Origin of the sequence: Sphingomonas pollutisoli, assembly GCF_029167165.1 — a bacterium.
GTDB lineage: Bacteria > Pseudomonadota > Alphaproteobacteria > Sphingomonadales > Sphingomonadaceae > Sphingomonas > Sphingomonas pollutisoli.
Genome location: NZ_JARFNJ010000015.1, coordinates 64,119 through 84,320, shown reverse-complemented (window position 1 = coordinate 84,320; position 20,202 = coordinate 64,119). Strand labels below are relative to the sequence as shown.

23 protein-coding genes are annotated in these 20,202 nt (G+C 57.4%); 16 read left to right on the top strand and 7 right to left on the bottom strand.

Features of this window, described 5'->3' with window-relative positions; genetic code table 11:
• From PX554_RS23030 to PX554_RS23000, 7 genes are all read left to right on the top strand, one after another.
• Window positions 1–484: hypothetical protein (locus PX554_RS23030; RefSeq protein ID WP_275504679.1), on the top strand; the 484-nt coding region annotated here is incomplete at its 5' end.
• A gap of 166 nt (window positions 485–650) precedes the next feature.
• Entirely contained in the window at window positions 651–1,298 is a 648-nt protein-coding gene (locus tag PX554_RS23025) for a recombinase family protein (RefSeq protein ID WP_100239293.1), read from the top strand.
• A complete protein-coding gene (locus tag PX554_RS23020) occupies window positions 1,298–2,959 on the top strand; it encodes an IS481 family transposase (RefSeq protein ID WP_100239292.1) in 1,662 nt (553 codons plus the stop codon). Before PX554_RS23025 ends, PX554_RS23020 begins: the two co-directional genes overlap by 1 nt.
• Window positions 2,959–3,930, top strand: a complete 972-nt coding sequence (locus tag PX554_RS23015; RefSeq protein ID WP_100239291.1) for an ExeA family protein — start codon at window positions 2,959–2,961, stop codon at window positions 3,928–3,930. The genes PX554_RS23020 and PX554_RS23015 overlap by 1 nt, the downstream gene beginning before the upstream one ends.
• Before the next feature lie 401 nt (window positions 3,931–4,331).
• Window positions 4,332–5,816, top strand: a complete 1,485-nt coding sequence (locus tag PX554_RS23010; protein ID WP_275504678.1) for a lipopolysaccharide biosynthesis protein — start codon at window positions 4,332–4,334, stop codon at window positions 5,814–5,816.
• A complete protein-coding gene (locus PX554_RS23005; RefSeq protein WP_275504677.1) occupies window positions 5,800–6,606 on the top strand; it encodes a polysaccharide pyruvyl transferase family protein in 807 nt (268 codons plus the stop codon). The genes PX554_RS23010 and PX554_RS23005 overlap by 17 nt, the downstream gene beginning before the upstream one ends.
• 18 nt (window positions 6,607–6,624) lie before the next feature.
• On the top strand, window positions 6,625–7,644 hold the full coding sequence (locus tag PX554_RS23000; protein ID WP_275504676.1) for a CgeB family protein: 1,020 nt from the start codon (window positions 6,625–6,627) through the stop codon (window positions 7,642–7,644).
• 101 nt (window positions 7,645–7,745) lie between these two features.
• Here the strand turns inward: PX554_RS23000 and PX554_RS22995 are convergent, their stop codons facing one another.
• From PX554_RS22995 to PX554_RS22975, 5 genes are all read right to left on the bottom strand, one after another.
• Window positions 7,746–8,906, bottom strand: coding sequence for a glycosyltransferase (locus PX554_RS22995; protein WP_275504675.1), 1,161 nt, complete (start codon window positions 8,904–8,906; stop codon window positions 7,746–7,748).
• 94 nt (window positions 8,907–9,000) lie between these two features.
• The gene (locus PX554_RS22990) at window positions 9,001–10,242 is read right to left on the bottom strand and encodes a WcaI family glycosyltransferase (protein WP_275504674.1); all 1,242 of its coding nucleotides are present in this window, start codon (window positions 10,240–10,242) and stop codon (window positions 9,001–9,003) included.
• Between the two features lie 60 nt (window positions 10,243–10,302).
• Window positions 10,303–11,271: a GDP-L-fucose synthase gene (gene fcl, locus PX554_RS22985; protein ID WP_275504673.1), complete on the bottom strand. Its 969-nt coding sequence runs from the start codon at window positions 11,269–11,271 to the stop codon at window positions 10,303–10,305.
• 14 nt (window positions 11,272–11,285) lie between these two features.
• A complete protein-coding gene (gene gmd, locus PX554_RS22980; protein ID WP_275504672.1) occupies window positions 11,286–12,413 on the bottom strand; it encodes a GDP-mannose 4,6-dehydratase in 1,128 nt (375 codons plus the stop codon).
• A gap of 42 nt (window positions 12,414–12,455) precedes the next feature.
• Complete coding sequence (locus tag PX554_RS22975) at window positions 12,456–13,622, bottom strand: nucleotide sugar dehydrogenase (RefSeq protein WP_275504671.1); 1,167 nt, start codon at window positions 13,620–13,622, stop codon at window positions 12,456–12,458.
• A gap of 1,161 nt (window positions 13,623–14,783) precedes the next feature.
• On the opposite strand from PX554_RS22975, the gene PX554_RS22970 reads away from it, so the two are divergent.
• From PX554_RS22970 to PX554_RS22935, 8 genes are all read left to right on the top strand, one after another.
• On the top strand, window positions 14,784–15,038 hold the full coding sequence (locus PX554_RS22970) for a type II toxin-antitoxin system Phd/YefM family antitoxin (RefSeq protein WP_275504670.1): 255 nt from the start codon (window positions 14,784–14,786) through the stop codon (window positions 15,036–15,038).
• Window positions 15,038–15,454 (top strand): type II toxin-antitoxin system VapC family toxin, encoded by a 417-nt coding sequence (locus PX554_RS22965; RefSeq protein WP_275504669.1) that lies wholly within the window; start codon window positions 15,038–15,040, stop codon window positions 15,452–15,454. The genes PX554_RS22970 and PX554_RS22965 overlap by 1 nt, the downstream gene beginning before the upstream one ends.
• Window positions 15,454–15,648 (top strand): type II toxin -antitoxin system TacA 1-like antitoxin, encoded by a 195-nt coding sequence (locus tag PX554_RS22960; protein WP_275504668.1) that lies wholly within the window; start codon window positions 15,454–15,456, stop codon window positions 15,646–15,648. The genes PX554_RS22965 and PX554_RS22960 overlap by 1 nt, the downstream gene beginning before the upstream one ends.
• Entirely contained in the window at window positions 15,645–16,196 is a 552-nt protein-coding gene (locus PX554_RS22955) for an N-acetyltransferase (RefSeq protein WP_275504667.1), read from the top strand. The genes PX554_RS22960 and PX554_RS22955 overlap by 4 nt, the downstream gene beginning before the upstream one ends.
• Window positions 16,197–16,506: 310 nt before the next feature.
• A complete protein-coding gene (locus PX554_RS22950) occupies window positions 16,507–16,770 on the top strand; it encodes a type II toxin-antitoxin system ParD family antitoxin (RefSeq protein ID WP_275504666.1) in 264 nt (87 codons plus the stop codon).
• Window positions 16,771–16,776: 6 nt separating this feature from the next.
• Window positions 16,777–17,070 carry a type II toxin-antitoxin system RelE/ParE family toxin gene (locus PX554_RS22945; RefSeq protein WP_275504665.1) on the top strand — a complete coding sequence of 98 codons (294 nt, stop codon included), beginning with the start codon at window positions 16,777–16,779 and terminating at the stop codon, window positions 17,068–17,070.
• An 83-nt stretch (window positions 17,071–17,153) separates the two neighbouring features.
• Window positions 17,154–17,429 carry a hypothetical protein gene (locus PX554_RS22940; protein WP_275504664.1) on the top strand — a complete coding sequence of 92 codons (276 nt, stop codon included), beginning with the start codon at window positions 17,154–17,156 and terminating at the stop codon, window positions 17,427–17,429.
• A gap of 279 nt (window positions 17,430–17,708) precedes the next feature.
• The gene (locus tag PX554_RS22935; protein ID WP_275504663.1) at window positions 17,709–18,668 is read left to right on the top strand and encodes a tyrosine-type recombinase/integrase; all 960 of its coding nucleotides are present in this window, start codon (window positions 17,709–17,711) and stop codon (window positions 18,666–18,668) included.
• A 34-nt stretch (window positions 18,669–18,702) separates the two neighbouring features.
• Here PX554_RS22935 and PX554_RS22930 read toward each other — a convergent pair whose 3' ends face one another.
• The gene (locus PX554_RS22930) at window positions 18,703–18,873 is read right to left on the bottom strand and encodes a hypothetical protein (RefSeq protein WP_275504662.1); all 171 of its coding nucleotides are present in this window, start codon (window positions 18,871–18,873) and stop codon (window positions 18,703–18,705) included.
• A gap of 120 nt (window positions 18,874–18,993) precedes the next feature.
• Window positions 18,994–19,775, bottom strand: a protein-coding gene (locus tag PX554_RS22925; protein WP_420833480.1) for an IS5 family transposase whose coding sequence is annotated in 2 segments (ribosomal slippage) — window positions 18,994–19,436 and window positions 19,436–19,775 — 783 coding nt in all. Because the reading frame shifts where the segments join, the coding sequence is not laid out codon by codon here.
• Between the two features lie 113 nt (window positions 19,776–19,888).
• Here PX554_RS22925 and PX554_RS22920 point away from each other — a divergent pair.
• On the top strand, window positions 19,889–20,089 hold the full coding sequence (locus PX554_RS22920) for a hypothetical protein (RefSeq protein WP_275504661.1): 201 nt from the start codon (window positions 19,889–19,891) through the stop codon (window positions 20,087–20,089).
• Window positions 20,090–20,202: the final 113 nt, after the last annotated feature.

The following is a 20,202-nucleotide window of genomic DNA, read 5'->3' as shown; positions in this document are numbered from 1 at the left end:
TGAGGCACAGGGTATCACCGGGATCGCCCTGGCCGATCATATGATCGGCCACATGCAGGACCTGCACGGTATCTACGGCACCGCCAGCGATAGGACGCTGGGCGACCTGTGCGACCGTTTCCCGGGATTTGAGCGGTATGCCCGGATCATGGAGGAGATGTCCGAACGCAACCAGGCCATGTTGGCCTCCGACAACCATCCCCATGGCGAGCTGCCTGAATTGCCGGAGCGGCTGAAGGCAAAACTCGTTCATGTGCTGCACGCCGCCGCCGAACTGGAGCGCGAGCTTCAGGCAGCCGCTGATGGCGGCCACGCCGACCATGCCGGGCGCTTGACGGAAATGATGCACCGCTGGGCCGACGACCTCGCACGACTGGTATCCGACTTCCAGTCCTCGGATTTGCCGCCCGCGTCCCAGGCCTTGGTGCAACAGGTGCTCAAGGCGACGGCGGAACGGATTCAGACGTGGATGGAAACCCCGTAGCGACACCCGATCGCCGGAAGCCGGCGCCTGCCCCGCAAGAAAAACGGACGGTTTTCTCGCGGTCGCGCGATGCCGGCCTCGACCTCGCGCCAATGGCAAGGAAACCCGTTGTGAAAACCAGCGCAATCTTGCACCATGCCGATCATCTTTTCTGGCGAGGTGTGGATTGCTCATCGGCTATATCCGGGTGTCGAAGTCGGACGGCACGCAGACGCTGGAGCCGCAGCGCGACGCGCTGCTCGCGGTCGGCATCGATCCGTCCCGCATTTACGAGGATCTGGCATCGGGCCGGCACGATGCCCGGCCAGGTCTCACCGCCTGCCTGAAGGCGCTGCAACCGGGCAACACGCTCGTCATCTGGAAGCTCGACCGGCTCGGCCGCGATCTGCGCCACCTGGTCACGACCGCCGAGGATCTCCGGTCGCGCGGGATCGGGTTGAAGGTGCTGGCCGGTGCCGGCGCGCAGATCGACACGACGTCCGCCAATGGCCGTCTCGCCTTCGGCATCTTCGCGGCATTCGCCGAGTTCGAGCGCGAGCTGATTGCCGAGCGCACCCATGCCGGCCTTGCCGCAGCGCGTGCGCGTGGTCGTATGGGCGGTCGGCCGCGCAAGATGAACCGGGCGACGCTGACGATGGCGATGGCGGCGATGTCCGATCGGGGTGCCGTCGCGGCCGATGTCGCCAGGCGGCTCGGGATCACGACCACGACACTCTATGTCTACGTCAACGGCGATGGCAGCCCCAAGGCTCCGGGGCAGGCGTTGCTCGACGCCATCCCGATGCGACCGCCAGTCCAGAACCGGGCCGCGTGATGGGTGTGGGCGTCACGGTCCCTATCGAGGCGATCGTGACGCTCCGGCGTCGTCTGGCGACACTCCCGGCACGGCATCCCGAGCGGCAACCGCTGATGGCATCGACAGCCGAACTCTACGGCATCAGTCGCGCCACCCTCTACCGGCTGCTGCGCGGTGAGCGGCGTCCGAAGGACGCACACCGCGCCGATCGAGGCCTTTCGCGCATCATGCCCGCAGACGAGATCGAGTGGTGGTGCGAGGTCGTCGCGGCAATGAAGAGTCGCACGACCAATCGGCAGGGCCGTCGTCTTTCGACCAGGCGTATCCTCCAGATCGTCACCGAACATGGCGTCGAGACCCCCGACCGTGGTCTCGTGAAGCTACCGCCAGGACGGGTGGCGGCGTCCACACTCAACCGGCACATGCGACAACTGGGGTATGACGCCGCGCGCATGACACGCGAGCCGGCGGCAGTGCGCTATCAGGCAGAGCGATCGAACATGCTGTGGCATTTCGACATGAGCCCGTCGGACCTCAAGCAGTTGAAGGCACCGACCTGGATCGATCCCGATCGCAGTGGCGCGCCGACCCTTATGCTGTTCTCGGTGGTCGATGACCGGTCGGGCGTCGTCTATCAGGAATATGGGCTGGTCTATGGCGAGGACGCCGAGGCGGGCTTGCGCTTCCTGTATCGCGCCATGGCCCCCAAGGAGGATAATCCATTCGGGGGTATCCCCGACAACCTCCAGCTCGATGGTGGGCCGATCGGCAAGTCGGCCGTGTTCAAACGGGTGATGGAATGCCTCGGGATCAATGCCTTCCCACACATGCCCAAAGGCTCGGACGGGCGGCGCACGACCGCCCGCGCCAAGGGCAAGGTCGAGCGGCCATTCCGCACCGTCAAGGAAGCCCACGAGACGCTCTACCACTTCCACGAACCGGCCAGCGAGGAAGAGGCCAATCGCTGGCTGGCCCGCTACATTGCCACCTATAACAGCGGCGATCATCGCCGCGAGCCGCATAGCCGGATCGACGACTGGCTCGGTCATCTGCCAGATGGCGGCATTCGCGCGATGTGCAGTTGGGAACGCTTTTGCGCATTCGCGCGCGAGCCGGAGCGGCGAACCGTCGGCATCGACTGCCGGCTGACCGTGGCGGGCGTCACCTACGAGGTCACGCCTGAGGTCGTCGGCGAAACGGTCGTCGTCTGGTGGGGGCTGTTCGACCAGGAACTATGGGTCGAGCATGGCGAGGACCGATATGGGCCATTCGATCCGGTCGGAGGGCCGGTGCCGCTGCATCGCTACCGTAAGCACCGCAAGAGCCGGCGCGAAGTGCGCACGGACCGCGTCGATGCACTGGCGACGAGGATCGGGATTCCCCGCTCGGTCCTGACGGGTGAAGACGACATCAAGGTGATCGCGCGCAAACCTGCCGATGGGGCTGTCGCCGTACCGGTGCGGCCATTTGCCGACCCGGACCCTTCCGCCGAACTGACCTTTGCGACCCCGCTCAGGGCGCGAATGGCGATCTCGGAGGAATTGCGCCTGCCGCTGGGCGGCCTGTGCGAGGAGGACCGTGCATTCATCGACGCGCTGCTGGCACGCACGCTGTCCAGGCCCGAGGTCATGGACGAAATCCGCAGGCGCTTCCCGCCCGGCCATAGACGGAGCGGCTGATGCAGACCGAAGTGATGCGCTATTACGGTCTGGACCGCCCCCCGGTCGATCTCGGCTTTTTCGAGACCGAGCATCACGCCCAGCTCACCCATGATCTGAAAACAGCGATCACGGGCGGGCGCCTGATCGCGCTCACCGCCACCATCGGCTCGGGCAAGACCGTGCTGACGCGGCGACTGCGCGAGGAACTGGAGCGCGAGGGCCGCGTGATCGTGTCGCGTGCGCTCAGCCTTGAGAAGGCCAAGATCTCGGTGCCGCTGCTGGTTGCGGCCCTGTTCTACGACCTGTCGTCTGAAAAGACCGTCTCGATCCCCAGCCAGTCGGAGCGCCGCGAACGCGATTTGCAGGAGCTGTTCCGCAAAGCCAAGCGCCCCGTCGCACTGTTCGTCGATGATGCGCATGACCTGCATCCCAAAACGCTGACCGCGCTCAAGCGCCTCGTCGAACTGGTGACCGAGGGCGGCGGTCAACTCGCCGTGATCCTCGTCGGCCACCCGAAACTGCGTAACGATCTGAAACGCCCGCTCATGGAGGAAATCGGCGACCGCACCACGGTGTTCGAGTTCGGAGGTCTACGCGACCGGCAGCGCGATTATATCGACTGGGCATTGCGCACCGCGCTATCCCCGGGGATCGAGCCGGAAGACGCGCTGACCGAGGACGCCGCGATTTTGCTCGCCGCCAGGCTCAAGACCCCGCTCCAGATCGGCCGTCATCTTGTCCGGGCGTTCGAGGCGGGGTTCGGCGCAAGCGTGAAACCGATCGACGCCGCGACCATCGAGGGCGTGCTGTCACGCCAGATCGACGACCTCGAACCCCAGCTCACCCGCCACGGATACGACACGAAGAGCCTCGCCGACCAGTTCGACGCGAAGCCGGCGGAAATCCGCAAGCTGCTCAGGGGCGCTCTTGATCCGGCTCGTGCTCGCGAACTCACCGATGACATGCGCGCGGCGGGATTGCCGCTCTGACCCGCCGTATCCGAAATCCTGCGTCGCTCGCTGAACATCTCGCGTCCGTCGCACGCAATGTGATTTGCGTCTCAAACAATGTGAGCCTCGCGATCCTGAACGTCTCACGCAAAGTGGGCCGGAAACTACCATTTATTGCAGTTCCGGGCGATCATCATTGCAAGCCGCTACATCTAATGGGTTATGGCTTACCGATGGTAGATTGTAAATCATGGTAGAGCTCTCCGAACTCGTAGCGCACTTTGCATCGACTGACCGCCAGAATGGCGTGACTGGCTTTATACGTCGCAACGCCAAGGTTGCGTACATCCTACACTTCCTGTATCGACGCTCGCGCTAGACTTCGCTCCCGCCTGGGATATTCACGCCAGAAGACCAAGCAATCGCAGAGTGGAGCATAGATGTCAAAATCCAAGATAACCCACGGTGCGGCGCTCCTAGCTGGCGCTCAGTTAGGCAAGAGATTGCTTGACTTCACGGCGATGATCATCCTCGCGCGACTGCTGACACCTGCCGATTTCGGTTTGATTGCCTTGGCTGCGACTATGACCACTATAGCGATGGCTGTAGCAGATCTCTCTTTATCTGATATCGTACTGCGTGAGGACACGATTGAGGACGATCAGTACGCCACGATCTTCACACTTGCTCTTGGTAGGGGCCTAGCGATTGCCTCCCTGATTTGCTTGGCCGCGTATCCGGTGGCTCTTGTCTATAAAGATGCGCGACTGTTGCCTATTCTCTGCGTCCTGTCATTGGCGCCGTTGAGCCGAAGCCTAATAAGCCCCCGGATGGCTGAATATTCTCGTGCACTTTCCTTCAAACAGGAGTCCATGCTCGAGCTTGGATCCCGTTTCATAGGGCTAGCGTCGAGCATCGCTTGGGCAATATCTTATCGTAACTATTGGGCTATCGCTGTAAATCAAGTCGTTTCACCGGTTTTATTTGCGGCGGGTTCATATGTCCTAGCTCCAGTAACAATACGGTTGTCCTTGAAGCATGCAAGGTCAGTGTTCGCGTTTAACATTTGGCTGACCCTGCAACGCCTCATGAACACAGTGAATTTTTATGTAGATAGACTGCTGATCGTGCCGCAACTCGGCGTACGCCAACTCGGCATATATACGGTCGGCAGCGATTGGGCCGCGCTTCCCACTCAGGCCGCGCAAGCGCCGATGTCTCGAGTACTATACGCTGGTATGGCGCGCCTGCATAAGGAACCCGTTCGTTTGAAAGAGGCCTACCTTGCAGCCATGGAGGCCTCCTCGACTATCCTGTTTCCCATCGGCGTTGGAACAAGCCTGGTCGCACATCGGTTGGTTCCTGTAGCTTTGGGACTAAAATGGGCAAGCGCAGTAGTGATCATTGCCGTGCTAGCTCCGATTTTTTCGGTTCAGTCTGTGACCGCGCCGGCTCAAGCCCTCGCCATGAGCAGCGGCAATACCCGTCAGCTCTTCATGCGTGACGTCACCAACTTCCTCTTCCGTGTTCCGTTGGTCGTGGTGGGACTTTCGCTATTCGGCTTGTGGGGATTGCTGGTGGCCAGGCTCATCGCAGGATTAAACATTGCCGGCATGAATTTCATTCTTGCCAAGCGAATCAGCGGCGCCACGATGACGGAGCAGCTCAGAAGCATGAGGCTCGCGGTATTGGGGGCTTGCACCATGATAGCGGCTGTCATGACGGTCGACAGCGCGCTGACTTCACATCAGAATGCTTTGGTTCTAATGATCGATGTGATCGTAGGTGGTGCGAGCTACTTCCTGAGTACGTTACTATTTTGGCGTATTCTCGGCAAGCCGAAATCGATCATCGCCTCTGCAGTCGCAATCTTACAAACAAGAGTCGATGCCGTAAAAGGAAGTTTACATGCTCCGCCAGTTTGAAGAACTTGCCGCAGTGATCAAAGAGACTGCCAAGGGACGGAAGATCATATATATTCCCAATCCGGGAAACCGTGGTGATGGCTTGATCCGATACGGTACCAAAATGTTTTTTGAGGACTTCGGCATAAAACATACCGAGGCGACGGTTCTCGGGCGTAAGGGTATCGCGCAGATGATGCCACTTATTATTGGCCAGCGCTCACCACTCATCATCTACGGTGGCGGCGGTGCCTGGGGGGAAGCCTATCCTGGCGGGTATAAGATGGTCAGGGCGCTTTCTCGGGTTACGCAGCATATCTTGGTATTGCCGACGACCTTCCATGTCGATCCAAGCCGAGTTCGGGGGACGCTGTTCCGGCGCGACAATGCAGAAAGCGCAAAACTGGCGCCGTCGGCCAAGTTTTGCCACGATATGGCTTTTTACGCAGCGATGCGCAGAGATGATCTTGGCTGGTTCAACCGGCCAGCCCAGCGCGCCATAGGCCTTCATTTTAGGACCGACAGGGAGTCTCGAATCACGCAGAGCGAACTTCCGGACGGCAACGTCGATGTTAGCGCCACCGGCAACCATATGGACAACATTGATGTTTTTCTGCGCGAATTAGCTTCGAGCGATAAAGTTGTGACAGACCGCTTGCATGTCTGCGTCGGATCATTGATCTGTAAGAGACCCGTGGAACTCTACACAGGGAACTACTTCAAAATTCGCGCAATCTTTGAGAGTACGATCGGGCCGTTTTTTGGTGAGGAGGTTGAGCTCCGCGGTGATGCGGTACCCGCCGCGCATTAAGTTCGAATAGGGAAACAAATGAACATCGTATTCGTGGGGACGGCAAACGGTACGGCAAGGCACCGCGTCGAAGCAATGCGGCGCCTCGGTCACAAGGTTTCGGTTGTCGATCCTCGACCCCGTTGGGCCGCTACTAAGTTCTGGCGCAGCTATATCTTTCAAACCAGTGCTTTCGGATTACAGCTATCCATTGCCGCGCATCTCGAGAAGCAAATCTCGGCAGCTCAACCTGACCTTATTTGGGTAAATCAGGGTGAGTATATGGGCCCGAAGCCCATCCAGGTATTGAAGGCTAGGGGTTCACCTCTAGTTTGTTATCTCAACGATGACCCATTCGCCGGCGGCATACGCTCAAGACGATTCCGAAATTTCCGGAAGGTTTTGACCAGCTATGATTTGGTGTCTGTCGTGCGCGACGAAAACGAAGCTGAGATGCGCGCAGCCGGCGCACGGAAAGTGATCCGCGTAAGGATGAGCGCAGACGAGGTTGCCCATGCACCCTTCGCGATAAATCCTGATACACCTTCCCCATTAAAGAGCGATGTGTCGTTCATCGGTACATGGTTCCCGGAACGAGGCCCTTTCCTGCTCACGCTTGTGCGTGCCGGGGTCCCGCTATCGATTTGGGGCACAAATTGGGAAAAAGCGCCAGAATGGGAACAGTTGCGTCCGCATTTTAGGGGAAGTGCCCTCGATCCAAATCACGGCTACAGCGAAGCAGTCGCATGGTCAAAGGTCAGTCTCGGTCTCCTCTCCAAGGAAAACCGCGACACGCATACAACGCGCTCCATCGAGATTCCTGCGATCGGTGGCTTGCTATGTGCTGAGCGGACAAAAGAGCATCTCACAATGTACCGCGAAGATATCGAGGCGGTCTTCTGGGCAGACGCGGACGAGTGCGCCCGCAAATGTCACGCCCTACTCGCAGATGACTCCGCGCGCGAAGCCATTAGACTAGCGGGACAGCGGCGTGCACTAACATCTGGATACCTAAACGAGGCTGTAATAGAGACAATTCTACAGGCTGTACCTTCCTAAAGTCGATCAGTTAGAAATACCTCCGCATTCTAAGATTTCATTCGAAATCTGACTTCATTTTATAAAACAACAACAAACTTTGCGTTGCTGCTTCAGAATTATTAAGAGGCGAGCACGCCGAGCAAATCCATGGCGGCCTTTTCAACGTGAAAATGCTCTAGGAAGTAAGTTCTCCCACGCTGCCCCATGACTGAAGCTTCTAATTGATTTAATTTAAGAAAACTTTCCAGCAATGCGGTGGTGCCTGCAATATCGTCAGGGGCAACAAACCCCGACTGACTCTCTTCTATTTCGCGCCAAATATTAACCTTGTTGCTGATTAAAACTGGGGTAGAACATGCCATAGCCTCCGCCACAACAATACCGAAGTTTTCCTGATGTGATGGAAGAACAAAAGCTTTTGCGCCATGAAGTGCCCCGGCTTTGTCATCACCCCGCAGCATCCCGGCAAAATGTACACGTGCACCAATACCTGCAGCTTCTGCTTGAGAGATTAGGTTTTCAGTCAAACCGGCCTCATCCGGACCCGCGATGACAATATCGATTCCAGGATATCGGGCTGCAATCGATCCAAATGCCTTTACCAGTAGATCACAGCCTTTTTTTGGATGCAGGCGACTCATAAATAGGAAATAGTCTCGCTGACCAAGTCCAGCAATTTTCGCGCGAAATGCATTTTCCTGGATTAAAGGATCACCCAAGAGATCGTGTGTACCATAGTTTACAATGCGTCCTTTGACGGAATACGGCCAAAAAGCATTCTCCGCTAACAGCATTTCTTCGCGCGATGTGAACAAAACATTGCGCGCACTATTCAAGAGCGGGCCTTCCGAGATCAACCATGATATCTGCTTGATCCAATGTTTCACCGGGTAAGTTTCGCGAAACCATGGATCTAGCATTCCATGTGTGAAAACGTAATAAGGAACTCCACTCTTAATTAACGCCTGACGAGCCCCCATAGCGGAATATCGCCAAAGCCCAGATACAATAACAGCATCGTACTTTTTGAGATTAGAACGCAACCAGGGTACCATCTTCGGCGCATATCTGTATTTATGCAAAGGATTGCTTGTCCGCGGCGGACCCACTCCGATAATCTCACCTGGGTAATCGGTTAGAAATGATTCGCCGGGCGCATCTAGGGTCAATAAATCCTGCTGATGCCCATGCTGCGCCCAAACAGCACCAAAGCGCCGAGTTCCCTCTATCGGCCCTCCGCTACGCGGATCTGAATCAGCGATTATACGCAAAATTTTCATTCAGCACCTTTAGCACGATACATGTTCAAGTGCATGCTCGGCGACGTCGGGAGGAGCGCAGTGCATGTAAAAACATTAAATACTCGCCTCTAAATTAGAGGACATTATCAGCGTTCTCACATACCAAATCACAAACGGCCTTTTCAAAACAATTGAGAATATTAGTACGACTCCAGCGCTCAATCGCCCGCTTGCGCGCCGTTAAGCTTGCACTTTGCCTGAAATCTTTGTCATCAATCAGTCTCTCAATTGCTTTGGCAAAGGCGCCTACGTCACCGGGCGGAGTTATAAGGCCGCAGCCTTCCACTTCATTCGCCAAGCCGGTACCTGGAAGCGCGGTGGCAACGATCGGCCGCCCAGAGGCAAGCATGTTCGTTAGTTTTGAAGGCAGCACAAGATCAGCAGCGTCGGCGATTTGCGGAAGCAAATGCACGGTGGCCACTCCAAGGAGATCGGATAGACGATCACGTTCTTGAAGATCGTAAAAACGGATATTATCCAATCCAGACGATTTTTTAATCAGATCCTCTTTGTTAGGACCGTTCCCACATACAACGAAGCTTAAATCTTTCCTATGGGAAAGAGACCTACTCGCTTCTACGATGATATCTATACCCTGTTTGTTAGCTATATTCCCAGAGTACAAAGCTACGTAAGGCCGATCTATTTGCCACTCCGCTCGGTAAATTGACTCCCTCGATAGCGGAACGATCTCATCAATGTTCGCCCAGTTCCTAAATTCAAATACCTTTTCCGCTTCTATCCCTTTATCAATGAGTTTTGCACACATCTGCGGCGAGATCGTACTGACACGATCCGCATCAATAGCCCAGTTTTCGAACTTACGCGCTGCAATCGCTGGTAGACCTTTATCCTGAAGAAGACCCGTCGCAAAAGCAGCTTCCACCTCAAAGTCTTGAATATGCAACCAAAGCTTTGCACCCGACCGGCGCGCAGCAAAGCGCGCAGCAATCGTGGAAATTAGTGATGGAGCAATACCAATCACTAAGTCCGGCTTTGACCTCCGCGTTTCAGCAATCATCGCCAATTCGGCACTAGCTGCGAAACTCAGATGATGCATCAAACGCCGGCCACCACTTGGGTCAGCTGGAACGTACGTCGGAACGCGCACAACGCGAACGCCGTACTCATCCGTAACACGTCGCCCGCCGCCGATATAAGCTGCGTCTACTTTCCACTGGGGGTAATAAGGTTTAGCGCAAATTGCCGTTACCGAATGGCCAGCGCTGGCGAGAAATTGCGCCATTCCTGTCGTGTAAGGACCTATTCCCACCATCTCTGGTGCATAATTAATACCGATGATTAGAATCTTCATCGGGCCCGCCTGTTGTTAAGCAGGCCAAATGGCAAATGAAAAGGATTCGCGTACAACTTATCAAAGGCCCGCTGATGCAGCTTTATGAGGAACCGCATGCGACAAAAACCATTCATATGTTTCTTTTATGCCTTCGGGGAGGGCGACCTGTGGTCGCCAACCCATCGCATTGAGGCGGCTTGAATCCATCAGCTTGCGCATCGTGCCATCGGGCTTGGTGCTGTCGAAGGCGATATTGCCTTTGAAGCCTGTCACATCGGCGATCATCCTGGCCAGCTCGGCGATGGTCACGTCCTCCCCGTAACCGACGTTGATGTGACTGAGCATCGGCTCGGTATTGGTCTCGTAGGTTTCCTTATCGAGGTCGAACACGAACAGTGACGCCTCTGCCATGTCATCGACATGGAGAAATTCACGCCGCGGCGTTCCGGTGCCCCAGATCACCACCTCGTCAGCGCCGGCTTCGACCGCCTCATGAAAGCGACGGATCAACGCCGGCATCACGTGGCTGTTCTCAGGGTGAAAATTGTCGCCCGGCCCGTAAAGGTTCGTCGGCATCACGCTGCGATAGTCGGTGCCGTATTGGCGGTTGTAGCTCTCGCACAGCTTGATGCCGGCGATCTTGGCGACGGCATAAGGCTCGTTGGTCGGCTCGAGGATGCCCGTCAGTAGAGCATCCTCGCGCATCGGCTGCTCCACCGCGCGCGGATAAATGCACGAGGAGCCCAGAAACAGCAGGCGTTGCACTCCCGCAGCATAAGCCTGATGAACGACGTTGGCCTCGATCATCAGATTTTCGTAGATAAAGTCGGCCGGGTAGGTGTTGTTGGCATAAATACCGCCCACCTTGGCGGCCGCCAACACCACACCATCAGGCTTTTCGCTCGCGAAAAACTCCCGCACCGCTGCCTGGTCGGTCAGATCGAGTTCGGCATGGGTGCGGGTGATGACTTCAGCCCCGCGCTCGCGCAATTTGCGCGCGATCGCCCCGCCAACCATGCCCCGATGGCCTGCCACGTAGATGCGCACGGGATGCTTCTCCTTTAGCCTTCGACCGAGACAGGAAGCTCGTAGCCATGCGCCTTGAGCAAGGCATGCCGCTTGGCGGTGTGCAGGTCGGCCGCAACCATTTCCTTGCACATCGTCTGGACGCTGATCTCGGGTACCCAACCAAGCCGTTCCTTGGCTCGAGCCGGATCGCCAAGCAGCGTCTCGACCTCGGCCGGGCGGAAATAGCGTGGGTCGATCCGGACGATGACGTCGCCAGCTTTGACCGCCGGAGCATCATCACCCTCGACCTTGTCGACGATGCCGATCTCTTCGACGCCTTCACCCTCGAAACGCAGCGTGATGCCGAGATGCGCTGCGGACCAGGTGATGAACTCGCGCACCGAGTATTGCACCCCGGTGGCGATAACGAAGTCCTCCGCCTGCTCCTGTTGGAGCATCATCCACTGCATGCGAACATAGTCCCTCGCGTGACCCCAGTCGCGCAAGGAATCGATATTGCCCATGAACAGACAAGCCTCGAGGCCCTGCGCGATGTTGGCGAGGCCTCGGGTGATTTTGCGGGTCACGAAGGTCTCGCCGCGACGCGGACTCTCGTGGTTGAACAAGACGCCGTTACAGGCATACATGCCGTAGGCCTCACGGTAGTTGACCGTGATCCAATATGCATAGAGCTTAGCGACCGCATACGGCGAGCGCGGATAGAAGGGCGTCGTTTCCTTCTGCGGGATTTCCTGAACGAGGCCGTAGAGCTCCGAAGTCGATGCCTGGTAGAAGCGCGTCTTTTTCTCCAGACCCAGGAACCGGATCGCCTCAAGCAGGCGGAGCGTGCCGATGCCATCAACATCTGCCGTATATTCAGGCGCCTCGAAGCTGACCGCGACGTGGCTCTGCGCACCGAGGTTATAGACCTCGTCGGGCTGAACCTCCTGCAGGATACGCGTCAGGTTCGACGTATCCGACAGGTCGCCGTAATGCAGCTTGAGATTGGGCTGCCCTGCGTGCGGATCCTGGTAGATGTGGTCGATACGCTGCGTGTTGAACAGCGATGCCCGGCGCTTGATGCCGTGAACCTCATAGCCCTTCTCGAGCAAAAATTCAGCCAGATAGGAACCATCCTGTCCGGTGACACCCGTAATAAGAGCTACTTTTTTCCCGCTCAACGTCTCGTTCCTTCCACTTGTTATCCACATAGATCGATAGGTTCAATCTGATCCAAAGATATCCCGTGTAAAAACCTTATCCTTTACGTCGCTGAGAGATGCAGTCATCCGATTGGCAATAATGACATCGCAATCTTTCTTAAAAAGATCAATGTCTCGGAATACACGCGAACCAAAAAATTCGTCATGCTCCATTGCGGGTTCGTAAATCACAACATTAATGCCTTTGGCTTTGAGCCGCTTCATAATACCTTGTATAGATGACTGCCTAAAATTATCAGAACCGGCCTTCATTACCAATCTGAAAACGCCGACCTGTTTTGGCTTCCGCGCCAGTATTTGATCTGCCAAAAAATCTTTGCGCGTGCGATTAGCGTCCACGATTGCGCGAATTAGATTCTGCGGCACCTCAGAATAGTTAGCCAGTAACTGCTTGGTATCCTTTGGAAGACAATATCCGCCATATCCAAAGCTAGGATTATTATAATGACTGCCAATACGCGGATCGAGGCCGATGCCGTCAATAATCTGTCGCGTATCCATACTGCCAGCGATCGCGTAACTATCGAGTTCGTTGAAGAAAGCCACCCGCATTGCGAGATAAGTGTTAGCAAAAAGCTTGATCGCCTCGGCCTCACTTGCGTTGGTGAAGAGAATTTCAACATCCTTCTTCTCCGCGCCTTGCAACAGTAAATCCGCGAAGATCCGCGCTCTTTCAGATCGCTCGCCGACGATGATCCGCGACGGATGCAGATTGTCGTAAAGCGCACGACCCTCTCGAAGAAATTCGGGACTAAAGATGACGTTATCGGTACCAAGACGCTCGCGCACGTCGATGACGAAGCCGACCGGAATAGTCGACTTGATGACAATCGTCGCTCCAGGATTCACCATGGTTGCCGTCTGAATTACCGTCTCAACTGAAGACGTATCGAATTTGTTGGTATCCGGGTCGTAATTGGTTGGCGTCGCGACGATCACATAATCGGCGCCGGCTAGCGCCTCCTCAGGGTTGAGCGTCGCAACGAGGTTGAGCGGCTTGGTGGCAAGGAATCCCTCCAGTTCTGCGTCAACAATCGGCGACTTGCGCGCGTTTAGCAGCTCGACGCGATCAGCCGAGATATCTACGGCCGCCACTTCGTTATGCTGTGCCAGCAGGACAGCGTTGGAAAGGCCGACATAGCCAAGCCCGAAAACTGCAATCTTCATCCCAATGTCACCCCGCTACAACGAACCGGCAACACCTGCATCGATATCCGCTCGCTATCACCCATTTCCATGCACACCCCCAGCTTGCCGGCACGGCCATCCCGATTGCCGCAGATCACGTCAATGCATTTATGCTGCACCTGCACATTATGCATATAGAAACTTTCGTTCAGTCCGAACAGAGCAAGATTCAGATCGTAAACATGCCGGGCGGTCGAGCGACACCGGCAATGGACTGGCGGGCAGATCCACATCCGTCGCGACAGCGCTGACGCCAGGCACCCCATACTGGCAGCCACACCCCAGCTGACAATCAGAATAAGCAGTCCTTTAGAATTCCCCGCGATTCGCTCTTTGACCTCGGGCAGGTGAGGCGACACCCTTCTTGACGGTCCGGATCAAGCTCGACTTGGGTCTGGTTCGGCGCTTACGTCGCTTCAGAAGAAAATCTCGCGGGCTGATCATTCTTCCAATAAATATTTTTTGTTTTTTGCCAATATTATCACAAGTTTCCATCAAAATTTTAAACGACCGATTTCTAAATTGACGCCGACCGCACGCCTATTATACCTATTTTTTCGGTAATTGTCATCGACATATGATTATCTTGCGGGTTGAGTCCGCTGAATCGCGTCAGATTTTACGTCATTAGTATTATCTATCAGTCTAGATATTTTCTATGGGTCTAATCGTTCAATGATACAAGCTTTTTGCATAGCCGGCAACGTCGGTGAAATCTGGTAACGCACCGATCCATTTGGAGATGTTGCGAGAGAAAACTGCCAAGCCTGCACGTCGCAATCCTTCATGATCTGTACGCGACGAGTTATATCACCTTCTGTTTGAGCTAAGCACTGCACACAAATCGAGCTAAACCCTATGAAAGCACTAAATAATACAAAGACTCGATTTCTATTCATGCAAATGACTCCTATCCGCGTTCATATTGCCAACCCGTTTTTTTCTCAACACGCGCGAGCATGCCCCCGCACCGCTTTGATTCAATAGCTCAAGCTTTTTATCTCCCATGATAAAGGACATTATCATATGTATGTGTGCGGGTGAATCCCGCCTTTGTCGGAAGCGGTGAAACGGCCTCTCTTGACTCCACGCCAGCCGGAGCTAAATGTAGCAACGTACCTTCATATGAGGGCTTGGGTCATGGGCATCATCAGTCTCACTAGCCGCGAGTTCAACCAGGACGCGGCGCGCGCCAAGAAAGCCGCGCTAAACGGCCCGGTGTTCATCACCGATCGTGGCCGCCCGGCACACGTGCTGCTGTCGATCGAGGAGTATCAACGGCTGGCGGGCCAGGGGCGGACCTTGCTCGATGCCATCTCTGCCTGGGATGGGGGCGATTTCGAGTTCGAGCCGGCGAAGCTGGGGGACATCTCACGGCCGGCCGACCTCGACTGATGTACCTGCTCGACACCAATGTCGTCTCCGAGCTGCGTCGCGCGAACAACGCCGATGCGCAGGTGCGGACCTGGGCGGCCAACGTCCAGGTTGCCGAGCTCTTCCTGTCGACCATTACCGTCCTGGAGATCGAACGCGGCATCTTGCTGATCGAGCGCCGCGATCCGTCCCAGGCCACGATCCTTCGCACCTGGCTCGAAGAGCATGTCCTGACCGATTTTGCCGGCCGCATCTTTCCGGTCGATATCGCCGTCGCCCGCCGATGTGCGGCGCTCCATGTTCCCGACCGCCAGCCCGAGCGGGATGCGATGATCGCCGCTACCGCACTCGTTCACGGGCTCACCGTCGTGACCCGCAATGTCGCTGACTTCCAGACTACCGGAGTAGCGCTGCTCAATCCTTGGGGCCCGGCCTGATGCCGCGCACTCCACAGAAATCCGCTATTCCGAGGGACGCCACTGACCAAGCGGCGGAGACAGTGCCGGAACGCACCGCATTGCATCCGACCGACCACGAGGCGGTCTTCTCGGTGCTCGACACTCCGCCCGCGCCAACCGAAAGGCTCCGCACGGCGTTCGCGCGCCATCGCGAGACGATCACCAGCCGGTGACCGCACCCGAGGATGCAAAGCGCTTCATCATAGAGCCGCTCGATCCTGCTGAACACGATCGGGGGGGCTTTTCCTGTGGCGTCGAGCATGGCGACAACTTCCTCCGCCGCACCGCCAACAAGCTCACCAAAGCCGGCAACGTCCGCACCTTCGTGATGGTCGGCCCCGAGAATGAGCTGATCGGCTTCTACGCCACCAATGCTCACGCCATTGACTATACCGAGCTACCCGAGCGGTTCGCTCGCACCCGTCTCGCCCACGGCAGCATCCCTGCGGCCTATATCTCGATGATCGGCGTCGATAGGCGTTTCCAAGGCCGAGGGTATGGTGGCGATCTGCTGATTGATTGTTTAACGCGCTTGGTCGGTGCGGCCGACGTGTTGGGCATCGCCGTCGTCATGCTCGACGTGCTCGACTGCGGCGATCCGGAGAAGGTGGCGAGACGCCTGGCCCTCTACACCAGCTACGGCTTCGAGGCCCTACCCTCCGATGGGCCCCGACTCTTCCTACCTATGGCAACAGTGCGAACGCTCATCGCCGATTTCTAAGCCGTGCAAAAAGCATCGGAGGTGCTCACGACCTCCGCAATCGGTAACGCGATCGACCGTGTCCTGTGGCATCTGCCGATCATAGCCATGTTTGCGGACTAGGAAGGATCAGATCACCAGCGCACGGATCACGGAACTACACCAAGATCCTGTCGGCCGGTGATTGCCGCTGGTCGCGAAACCGTTGCCAGCATGGCCGGTCTGCTCGGTGTCGATCGGTCCACCCTATGGCGCGCAATCAAGCGATCCGCATCATTGGCCGCAGCCTCATAAGTATGATATATGATGCGAGAGCTAGTTGGAGGCTTCTATGTCAGCGATCGAACGCATGACCATCACCATGCCGGCCGAGATGGCCGCTACCCTGCGCCAGACTGTTGCGGGCGGCGAATATGCTTCAACCAGCGAGGTCGTTCGCGAAGCATTGCGCGAATGGACACGCGCGCGAGATATTGAGCGTCGCGATCTGGAATCTCTGCGCGAAGCCATCCAGGCGGGGTTGAACAGTGGCCCCGGCATTCCGGCCGAGGACGTCTTCGCCGAGCTGCGCGCGCGTTACGCCAGCAAGGCCTGACGCCCGGTGACGTATCAGCTTCTACCGGCCGCTCGGGCCGATCTGATCGAGATTGGCGATTTCATCGCCCTCGATAATCCCGCGCGTGCTCTGTCATTCATCGCCGAGATTGAAGCGACCATGACGACGATCGCGGAGCGGCCGAGCAGTTTCCCGGCGCGCGACGAGCTGGCGGTCGGTCTGCGAAGCGCGCGGTACGGTCGATACCTGATCTTCTTCCTGGCCGGCGATGAAGGGGTGCAAATTGTTCGCGTGCTTCATAGTGCCCGCGATCTTCCACAGGCCTTCGCCACCCATTGAGGAGAGGATCATGGATCAGCTCTTTTCGAGATAGACCCACCAAAGGCGGGTGGCTGCTCCGATTTTCATAGGCAACGCGGGGCATGAAGCTCGTCAATTCCCCACCGGGAATGAGGGTCATCACCAAGCCCGTTTGGCCGGCCTTCAATGGTGTGAAGAATGGCAGGTGGAGACTGGGTGATCCTGCGGGATCAAACGGCTGCTACCGCTCGAGAGACGGCCGTCTAACGCAACAAGCACCGGCTAAAACCCCCGATCTCAGGCCCATCATGGCTTCGTCGGCCTTCCCGCTGCCGATCCCGTTCCAGCTCCTGACTACGATCAAGTCCCGGCATCTGCTGCTGTTGTCGGGAGACTGATCCAACGCCGGTAGCTTGCCGAAGCCCGCGCTGCGATCCTGACCGGCCCGCATCGCCCGCGCCGCGCCGCGCACCAGCGGCTGGAAAATGGCACTCACCGCTTCGTCCGACATGCCAGGCCTGAACATTATGGCACGACCTCGACTACCTTCTAAGTATTGCCTATCGATAGGATATCCATATCCTATTTTACTTTGAGATGGCCGCAGTCCAAAAGACACCTACATCCCAGATTCCCCTTGCGCGAAGTCGGAGCTATCGTGCGGAAAGAGACGCTCGATGCACGCACCTACCCTCCCCCTCCCCTCCGGCCTGACGCTGCCGGCGCTGGTCGCATCAGCCGACACACCTGCACAGATGCGCTTCCTCGAATTCTTCGCCGTCGCAATCCGTAATCCCCACACGCGCCGCGCCTATGCCCGTGCGGCGCGAGAATTCCTCGATTGGTGCGCGGCGCGCAGCGTCGTGGCGCTGACGGAGGTGCGGCCGCTCCACGTCGCTGGCTGGATCGAAGACCTTGGCCGTGCGCACTCCGCGCCTACGGTCAAGCAGCGCCTTGCGGGCGTGCGGCATCTGTTCGACTGGCTCGTGGTCGGGCAGGTCATACCCTTCAATCCGGCCTCCTCGGTGCGCGGACCCGCACATTCGGCACGCACCGGGCGCACGCCGGTGCTCGACGCGCGCGAAGCCCGCGCACTGCTCGATGCGGTCGATGTGTCAGCCGAGATCGGCCTGCGGGACCGGGCCCTCATCGGCCTAATGGTCTACACATTCGCACGGGTCGGCGCGGCCTTGTCGATGAAGCGAGAGGATGTCTTCGTCCAGGGGCGCCGGTTCTGGATCCGCCTGCAGGAAAAAGGCGGCAAGCGGCACGAACTGCCATGCCACCACCAACTCGAAGAATATCTCCATGCCTATATCGAAAACTGTCGGATCGATGATCCGAAAGGCCCGCTCTTCCGCACCATCTCGCGCACCACAAAACGGCTGAGCGAAACGCCCCTCACCCAGCCCGATGCGTATGCAATGGTCAGGCGAAGAGCCAAAGCGGTTGGGATCGAGACCAAGATCGGCAACCACACGTTCCGCGCGACGGGAATCACCACGTTCCTAACCAACGGCGGCACACTCGAGAACGCTGCGTCGCTGGCCAATCACGCATCGACCCGAACGACACAGCTTTATGATCGCCGGCGCGACACCATCACGCTCGCCGAGGTGGAGCGCGTGCGGATTTAAACGCCAGCGAAAGGCCGGTGCATCGACCCAGATCTCAGCTCAGAGTTGCTTCCCAGGTCCGCAACGCGACGAACAGCATCGCCTCAATGCCGACGATAATGATAAGGATATTGCGTATCCGAATCTGGCGACGGAGGTCCGCAATGGCGGCATGAATTGGATCGCCCGGAGTACGCACCTGCCGCATTTCCCGAGTCTTACGCATCAACTTGCCTCCTCGCGCTCGGAGACTTCGATGATATGCGGCGTTCGCTGAACCATGTAGCAAATCATCAATCCAAGGCGGTAGTTTATCCCCGCTTCGCCGGCAAAGCGTATGTCTGGCTTAGGCGGCGTGGACAAATTTAAGCCAGTATCTGGCCGTTGCGAGATGGACCATTCCAAGGAAGCTATTGGCCAGTTGATCGTATCGGGTAGCGATGGCGCGGTTGATCTTAAGGTGGCCGAACATGCGCTCGATACGGTTGCGCTGCTTGTAGAGCACTCGGTTATACTCGATCTTCACGCGTCGATTTGATCGGCCGGGAATGACGGGCTCGATCTGTCGTTCAGCAAGGTCAACCCGGATTGCGTCAGCATCGTATCCCTTGTCCGCGAGGAAGGCGTCCGGTTCGCGTTCAGGCAGGCCGATTAGGGCATCATAAGCCTTGCAATCGGCGGCTTCCCCGCCTGTCAGGTGGAAGGCGAGCGGTCGCCCGAGAGCATCAGCCAAGCAGTGAAGCTTACTGGTGAACCCGCCCCGCGAGCGGCCAAGAGCGCGTCGATGAGTCCCCCTTTTCCGCCCGCTGCCGAGACGTGGGCGCGAACGGTGGTGCTGTCGATACTATAGTGGCCGCTGTCTGCCATGACCTCGGCGAGCGTTACCGCCACACTCTCCCAGACCCCGGCTTCGCTCCAGCGTCGGAACCGCCGATAGATGGTGTTCCAACTCCCATATTTGGGTGGAACGTCGCGCCATGGCGCTCCGCAGCGGAGCCGCCAGAGGATGCCGTTGACGATCGCGCGGTTCTGCTCGGGACGTCTGCCTCGCCCACGGTTCTCAGGCTCGATCGGCAGCAACCCCTTCAGGATGCGCCATTCCGCTTCGCTCAGATCGCCCCTGCTCAAGCCTGCCTCCAAAAGCAGCCTTGAATCAATGACCCACTGAGACGTCAATGACGATCCGACGCACCATGCAAAAGTCGCTGTTTTTTGCGCGATCTCGCGATAGATTGCGATGCATGAGAAAACTGAACCGACGGGATTGGCTCGCTCTGTCTGCTCCGGCAGTTGCAAGCATTCTGGTCGTGTATCTTTACGGCCATCAGAGGGGATGGGCTGCGGGCATCACTTCCGGCGTGCTGATGTTTGCCTTCGCCATCTGGATATGGCGGCGGCAGATCATCAAGTATCCAGACGACACTTGGAAAGCTCGCTTCTAACCAATTTGTCCACGCCGCCTAGTCATAATGACGCGCCAGACGCTCACAGGCGAAGCCGCCATTAAGCGGCATCGACGGTTTAGCCAATAGAAAGTCTGAATCATAGCGCCACG